This window comes from Phreatobacter sp. (assembly GCF_052440005.1).
In the GTDB taxonomy this organism is placed as follows: Bacteria; Pseudomonadota; Alphaproteobacteria; order Rhizobiales; family Phreatobacteraceae; genus Phreatobacter.
Map to the genome: position 1 here is coordinate 1 of NZ_JBQVQL010000149.1, position 6,095 is coordinate 6,095.

General features: G+C 69.5%; 8 protein-coding genes and 1 pseudogene. 2 read left to right on the forward strand and 7 right to left on the reverse strand.

All coding sequences use genetic code 11. The features are described from left to right. The 4 genes and pseudogenes from ACT6XY_RS22015 to ybgC all read right to left on the reverse strand — a co-directional run. A pseudogene (locus ACT6XY_RS22015) lies at nucleotides 1-314 on the reverse strand (hypothetical protein); the annotation flags it as partial. A gap of 71 nt (nucleotides 315-385) precedes the next feature. Next, nucleotides 386-835 carry a protein TolR gene (gene tolR, locus ACT6XY_RS22020; protein WP_444750448.1) on the reverse strand — a complete coding sequence of 150 codons (450 nt, stop codon included), beginning with the start codon at nucleotides 833-835 and terminating at the stop codon, nucleotides 386-388. A gap of 12 nt (nucleotides 836-847) precedes the next feature. Then, nucleotides 848-1,573, reverse strand: coding sequence for a protein TolQ (tolQ, locus tag ACT6XY_RS22025; RefSeq protein ID WP_444750449.1), 726 nt, complete (start codon nucleotides 1,571-1,573; stop codon nucleotides 848-850). A 407-nt stretch (nucleotides 1,574-1,980) separates the two neighbouring features. Beyond that, entirely contained in the window at nucleotides 1,981-2,445 is a 465-nt protein-coding gene (ybgC, locus tag ACT6XY_RS22030) for a tol-pal system-associated acyl-CoA thioesterase (protein ID WP_444750450.1), read from the reverse strand. 189 nt (nucleotides 2,446-2,634) lie between these two features. Between ybgC and ACT6XY_RS22035 the strand changes: the two genes are divergently transcribed. Then, on the forward strand, nucleotides 2,635-2,868 hold the full coding sequence (locus ACT6XY_RS22035) for a hypothetical protein (RefSeq protein WP_444750451.1): 234 nt from the start codon (nucleotides 2,635-2,637) through the stop codon (nucleotides 2,866-2,868). 36 nt (nucleotides 2,869-2,904) lie between these two features. Here ACT6XY_RS22035 and ruvB read toward each other — a convergent pair whose 3' ends face one another. Both ruvB and ruvA read right to left on the reverse strand, forming a co-directional pair. Next, on the reverse strand, nucleotides 2,905-3,948 hold the full coding sequence (gene ruvB, locus ACT6XY_RS22040) for a Holliday junction branch migration DNA helicase RuvB (RefSeq protein WP_444750452.1): 1,044 nt from the start codon (nucleotides 3,946-3,948) through the stop codon (nucleotides 2,905-2,907). Further along, on the reverse strand, nucleotides 3,945-4,562 hold the full coding sequence (ruvA, locus tag ACT6XY_RS22045; protein WP_444750453.1) for a Holliday junction branch migration protein RuvA: 618 nt from the start codon (nucleotides 4,560-4,562) through the stop codon (nucleotides 3,945-3,947). The genes ruvB and ruvA overlap by 4 nt, the downstream gene beginning before the upstream one ends. 256 nt (nucleotides 4,563-4,818) lie before the next feature. Here ruvA and ACT6XY_RS22050 point away from each other — a divergent pair, with 256 nt between their 5' ends. Next, entirely contained in the window at nucleotides 4,819-5,442 is a 624-nt protein-coding gene (locus ACT6XY_RS22050; RefSeq protein WP_444750454.1) for a ribonuclease HII, read from the forward strand. Between the two features lie 22 nt (nucleotides 5,443-5,464). On the opposite strand, the gene ACT6XY_RS22055 is transcribed toward ACT6XY_RS22050, so the two are convergent. Continuing rightward, a partial coding sequence (locus ACT6XY_RS22055) for a uracil-DNA glycosylase (protein WP_444750455.1) occupies nucleotides 5,465-6,095 on the reverse strand: 631 nt, incomplete at its 5' end.

A 6,095-nucleotide genomic window follows, 5' to 3' on the forward strand; every position in this document is an offset into this window, starting at 1 on the left:
GGTGGCGGCGGGGCGGCGGCCTCCTCCGGCTTAGGCTCGGGAACGGGCGGACGCGGCGGCGGCGGTGGCGGAAGTTCGGTGTTCTGCACCCGCTCGCGGGCGACCGGCAGGGTGGCCGGGTCCTGGGTCTGGCGCTCTTCCGGTGCCTGACGGTCGACGACGCGCTGCGGCGTCGGCGTCTGCTCGCCGCGGCGGTCGCCGCGGGTCGACTGGGCCTGCTCGTCCGAGACGATCTCGACGGGCACGCTCTCGCCTTCGTCGACCTTGGAGGGCGACGTCAGGAAGCCGACGAGGCCCGCGACCACGAGAAGCACGTGCCCCGCGACCGAAACCCCGTAACCGACCTTCTGCGGGTGGAGCGCCAAAACCTGTCCCTGCCCTGCCCTCAGCGCGTGGCGCGCTCGGTGGCGACCAGCGCCACCTTGGTGAAGCCGCCGCCCTTGAGCTGCGACAGGACGTCCATGATGGCCTGGTAGTTGGCCGCCGCGTCGCCGCGCACGAAGATCCGCTCCTCGGCGCCGTTCTGGGCGCGGGTGCGGACTCGCTCGACGAGGGCCGCGGACTCGACCTTGTCGTCGCCGACGAAGATCTCGCCGTTCTGGCGCACAGACACGGTGATCGGCGGTTTGTCCTGCTGGATGGCGCGGGCCGAGGCCTGCGGCAGGTCGATCGGCACCGACACCGTCATCAGCGGCGCGGCGATCATGAAGATGACGAGCAGCACCAGCATCACGTCCACGAAGGGCGTGATGTTGATCTCGTTCATGACGTGGGAGCGGCGCCGGCGGCGTCCGCCGCCCCGTCCGCCACCGCCACCTGCGAGTTGGGCACCCATGTGGCTTGCTCCTTACGCCGCGCGCTGGTCGTAGCCGCCGCCCTGCTGGTCGATCTGACGCGACAGGATGGCGGAGAACTCGTCGGCGAAGCCCTCGAGCCGGCTGGCGATCTTGTTCACCTCGCCGGCGAGCTTGTTGTAGGCGATGGTCGCGGGAATGGCGGCGACGAGGCCGATGGCGGTGGCGAAGAGCGCCTCGGCGATGCCGGGCGCGACGACCGCGAGAGAGGTGTTCTTCGACACGGCGATGGCCTGGAAGGCGGTCATGATGCCCCAGACGGTGCCGAACAGGCCGATGAACGGGCCGGCCGAGGCGACGGTGGCGAGCACCATCAGACGGGCCTCGAGCCGCTCGACCTCACGCTGGATGGTGACGTTCATCACCCGGTCGAGGCGCTGCTGCAGGCCGGCGAAGGAGCGCGAGGCCGTTTCGTGGCTGCGCTTCCACTCGCGCATGGCGGCGACGAAGAGGGCCGCCATGGCCGTGGTCGGGCGCTGCGCCAGCGAGCGATAGAGCTCCTCGAGGCTCTGGCCGGACCAGAAAACCTGCTCGAACCGGTCCATCTGCGTCTTGGTCCGGCGATACATGATGATCTTCTCGACGATGATCGCCCACACCCAGATGGAGGCGGCGACGAGCCCGAGCATCACGCCCTTGACCACCCAGTGGGCGGCCCAGAACAGGCCCCACAGGGACACGTCGTGGGAGGCGACCGCAGCAGCGTCGGCGGGGGTCATGGCAAAATCCTTTTCGCGACAGGCGGCTCTGAGGTCGCGCGTCCGTTCCGGCCCTGGTCGAAAACACGGGAAGACGGCGGCAACTGCACCAATTGACGCTCAATCGTCCCTGGAAGGGGCGAAATGGCCCCTGAATGTGTCTTGACCGTGGCGCGGAACGTGCGTCCGCGTGGTGACCTACCAAGCCATTGATAAGGTTAAGGGCAGGTTATCTTCGGCACTGCATCATGAACGACGCGTCACCGCATCGGGACAAGGCCGGACTGCCGGCGGGTGGGACCCTGTCGCACCGGCAGACACCGGCAGGGTCGCCATAGCCCGCTCCGGGGCTGCGAACAAGCGGGCTGGCGGGGATGTGATCGGCCGGGCGGCATCGCGCGCCGCCGGCAATGAAGGGCCGCTGGATCTCAGTCCGGCGCGCCCCCCTGCGGCGTCATGGCCCGGCGGAGCCCGTCGGGGATGCGGACCGGCTTGCCGCCGGCGAGGAAGGCGACGCGCACCTTCGCCTCAACCAGCACCTCCTCGCCGCGCTTGACCCGCTGCGCGAGGTTCAGCGTCGCGCCCTTCACCACCTCGGTGCGGGTCTCCACCGTCAGCACGTCGTCGATGCGCGCGGGCTTCAGGAACTCGATGCCCATCGACCGCACGACGAAGAAGAAGCCTGCGCCCGCCTCTTCCTTGGCGCTCTCGAACAGGTCGCCCTGCGCCACGCCCAGGAGCCGCAGGAAGTCTGTTCGCCCTCGCTCCATGAAGCGCAGATAGCTCGCGTGGTAGACGACACCGGAGAAGTCGGTGTCCTCATAATAGACGCGCACGGAGAGAAGGTGTGTCTCCCCATCGATGCGGCCGGCCAGATGGTGGCCATCGGTCATGCGGTAACCCTTTACACTCGCCAGGTATCGGATCGTCCGGGACCGCTTAACGCGCCGATGGGACGAAAGCGAGGCACCGCTTCCAGCGGGTTCGCCCTGCGGAAACTAGCCGTCGACTCCGCAAGGCCCGCGTGCTCTAAGCCGCCCGCCGTGCGCATCCGCGCCCGCGCTTCGCATGAGACATCCCCCATGAAACCGATCCTGACGGCCGCCTTCCTGGCGCTGCTGACGACCTCTGCCATGGCACAGGGCGCCGATACCTGCGCCGGTTACCTCAAGTCGCTCGCCGAGATGGAAGCGGCGATGAAGTCAGCCGGAGCAGCGATGCCGCCGACCGACCCGAACGACGCCAAGATCATCGCCTATTGCCGCGCCAATCCGCGCGCTTCGCTCGCCGACGCAATGACCAAGGCCCTGCAGTAACCCGCGACGAGAGCCGCCGGTCCCACGGGCCGGCGGTCACGCCTCCTCGTCGCCCTTGAAGAGCATGAACTGCGCCCCGTCGCGCTGCGGCTCGGCGAGGCCGAGATGGCGGAAGGCGCCGGAGGTCAGGAGCCGCCCGCGCGGCGTCCTCTGCAGGAAGCCCTGCTGGATCAGGAAGGGCTCGATGATTTCCTCGATGGCGTCGCGCGGCTCGGAGAGCGCCGCCGCCATGGTCTCGATCCCCACGGGACCGCCCCCATAGTTCAGCGCGATGGCCTTGAGATAGCGCCGGTCCATGGCGTCCAGCCCCGCATCATCCACCTCGAGCCGTGTCAGTGCCTCGTCGGCGATGGTCCGCGTGATGGTGTCGGAATCCCGATAGATGGCGAAGTCGCGCACGCGCCTGAGCAGCCGGCCGGCGATGCGCGGCGTCCCGCGCGCGCGCCGTGCGATCTCGTTCGCCCCGTCCGCCGTCATGCCGACGCCGAGGACGCGGGCACCGCGGGTGACGATCAGCTCCAGTTCCTCCACCGTATAGAAGGCGAGGCGGATGGGGATCCCGAAGCGGTCGCGCAGCGGCGTGGTGAGAAGGCCGGCCCGCGTCGTCGCGCCGACCAGAGTGAACTTGGCGAGGTCGATCTTCACCGAGCGCGCCGCCGGTCCCTCGCCGATGATGAGGTCGAGCTGGAAATCCTCCATGGCCGGATAGAGGATTTCCTCCACCGCCGGATTGAGCCGGTGGATCTCGTCGATGAAGAGCACGTCTCGCTCCTCGAGGTTCGTCAACTGCGCCGCGAGGTCGCCGGCCTTGGCGATGACCGGGCCGGAGGTGGCGCGGAAGCCGACGCCGAGCTCCTTCGACAGGATCTGGGCCAGCGTGGTCTTGCCGAGGCCGGGCGGGCCGACGAAGAGCACGTGGTCGAGCGCCTCCCCGCGCGAGCGCGCCGCCGAGATGAAGACCTCGAGGTTGGAGCGCGCCTGCGCCTGGCCGATGAACTCGGAGAGCCGCTGCGGCCGCAGATGCGTGTCGGCATCGTCGTCGCGGCGTTCGGCGGAGAGGATGCGGTCGGCCTCGCTCAAGACGACAGTTCCTTCAGGCCCATCCGGATCAGCGTCTGCGTGTTCGCCTCCTCCCCGGCCTTCTTCGCCGCGGCGGCGATGGCAGCGGCGGCCTGCGGCTGGCCGTAGCCGAGATTGGTCAGCGCCGAGATGGCGTCGGCGACGGGGCCCGCGACGCGCTTCTCGTCGACGTCGCCGGCAAGCTTGGCGAGAGCCGGATCGATGTCGGTGAAGCCCGGCGCCTTGTCCTTGAGTTCGGTGATGATGCGCTCCGCGACCTTCGGCCCGACGCCGTTGGCGCGGCCGATGGCGGCCTTGTCGCGCAGCGCGATGGCATTGGCGAGGTCGGAGGCCTTCAGCGTCGAGAGAACGGAAAGCGCCACCTTGGCTCCCACCCCCTGCACCGCCAGCAGCAGGCGAAACCATTCGCGCTCGAGGTCGTTGGCGAAGCCGTAGAGGCGGATCATGTCCTCGCGCACCATGGTCTCGATGGAGAGCACGGCCGCCTCGCCGGCCGCCGGCAGCGACTGCAGCGTGCGCGACGAGCAATGGACCACATAGCCGACGCCATGGACGTCGACGATGACCCAGTCCGGTCCGAAGCTGTCGATGGTGCCCTTGAGCTTGCCGATCATGTGAGGTCCGCCGTTTGGATCAGGCGCTTATAGCGGATTCGCGCGACCGGCGTTGACGTCGCCGGGGCAGGCCGACGCGCCCTTGAATCATCGCGTGAAGAACCTGAATCGATTTCCCCGCGGCCGGAATCACCGTCGCAGGACAGACGGCCAAGTCTCTGGCGGATCTACACTTTCCCCCTTCCCGTTGAATCGGAAACGCAGCGAGGCCGAAGCCGCCGCTTGCCCCCTGCTGCGGTTTTGGCGAGACAGGGCCATGGCCCAGCCGATTCCCACCTTTTCCCTCGAGCGGCGCGCCCTGAAGCAGGGCTTCGCGCCCGTGGCAGGCGTGGACGAGGCCGGCCGCGGCCCCCTCGCCGGCCCTGTCGTCGCCGCTGCCGTGATCCTCGACCCGCGCGCCATCCCCGCGGGCCTCGCCGATTCCAAGGTTCTCGACCCCGCCCGCCGCGAGGAGCTCTACGAGGCCATCACGGGCTCCGCGCTGGCCTGTTCCATCGCCTCCTCGGGCCCTCTGCGCATCGACGCCACCGACATCCGCAAGGCGACGCTGCACGCCATGACCCGCGCGGTCGCCGGCCTCTCGCTGCCGGCGCGCCACGTCCTCGTCGACGGCCGCGACGTGCCGCCTCTGCCGCTCGGCGTCTCGGGCGAGGCCATCGTCGACGGCGACGCGCTGGTGCTCTCCATCGCGGCGGCCTCCATCCTCGCCAAGGTTCACCGCGACCGGCTGATGGTCCATGTCGACCGCGTCCATCCCGGCTACGGCTTCGCGATCCACAAGGGCTACGGCACGAAGGCGCATCGCGAGGCCATCGCCGCCAACGGGCCCTGCCTGCACCACCGCATGACCTTCGGGACGCTCAAGTCGACCGCCGAGTGAGACAGCGGCACCGTCGCGGCGCTTACAGCCCCAGCGTCTTCCGGATCGTCAGCATGTCGCGCCAGGCCTGCCGCTTGGCGATGGGGCTGCGCAGGAGATAGGCCGGATGCAGCGTCGCGATCGCCTGGATGGTCCGGCCGCCGCTCTCGAAGCCCATCAGGCGGCCCCGCACCTTCATGATGCCCTTCAGCCCCAGCAGCGTCTCGGTCGAGGGCGCGCCCACGCAGACGAGCAGGTCCGGCGCCTTCAGCTCGATCTGCCGGCGAACGAAGGGCTCGCAGATGGCGATCTCCTGCGGCGTCGGCGTCCGGTTGCCCGGCGGGCGCCAGGGGATGATGTTGGCGATATAGGCGTTGGTCTTCCGGTCGAGGCCGACGGAGGCCAGCATCCGGTCGAGCAACTGGCCGGATTTGCCGACGAAGGGCCTGCCCTCCATGTCCTCCTCGCGGCCGGGCGCCTCGCCCACGAACATGACGCGCGCATCGCGCACCCCATCCTCGAACACGGTGCGCGAGGCCGTCGCCTTCAGTGCGCAGCCCTCGAAGCTCTCCACGATGGCCCGCAACTCGTCGAGGCTCGCCGCCGACCGTGCGGCCTCCCGCGCGGCCGCCACGGCCGAATCGGGTGCCGGCGGGGCCCCCGCGGCGCTCACC

Bases quoted from the DNA above. Each gene is read 5' to 3' on its own strand.
- ACT6XY_RS22035 (WP_444750451.1), top strand. From the start codon at position 2,635: ATGAAACCGATCCTGACGGCCGCCTTCCTGGCGCTGCTGACGACCTCT.
- tolQ (WP_444750449.1), bottom strand. From the start codon at position 1,573: ATGACCCCCGCCGACGCTGCTGCGGTCGCCTCCCACGACGTGTCCCTG.
- ACT6XY_RS22050 (WP_444750454.1), top strand. From the start codon at position 4,819: ATGGCCCAGCCGATTCCCACCTTTTCCCTCGAGCGGCGCGCCCTGAAG.
- tolR (WP_444750448.1), bottom strand. From the start codon at position 835: ATGGGTGCCCAACTCGCAGGTGGCGGTGGCGGACGGGGCGGCGGACGC.
- ybgC (WP_444750450.1), bottom strand. From the start codon at position 2,445: ATGACCGATGGCCACCATCTGGCCGGCCGCATCGATGGGGAGACACAC.
- ruvA (WP_444750453.1), bottom strand. From the start codon at position 4,562: ATGATCGGCAAGCTCAAGGGCACCATCGACAGCTTCGGACCGGACTGG.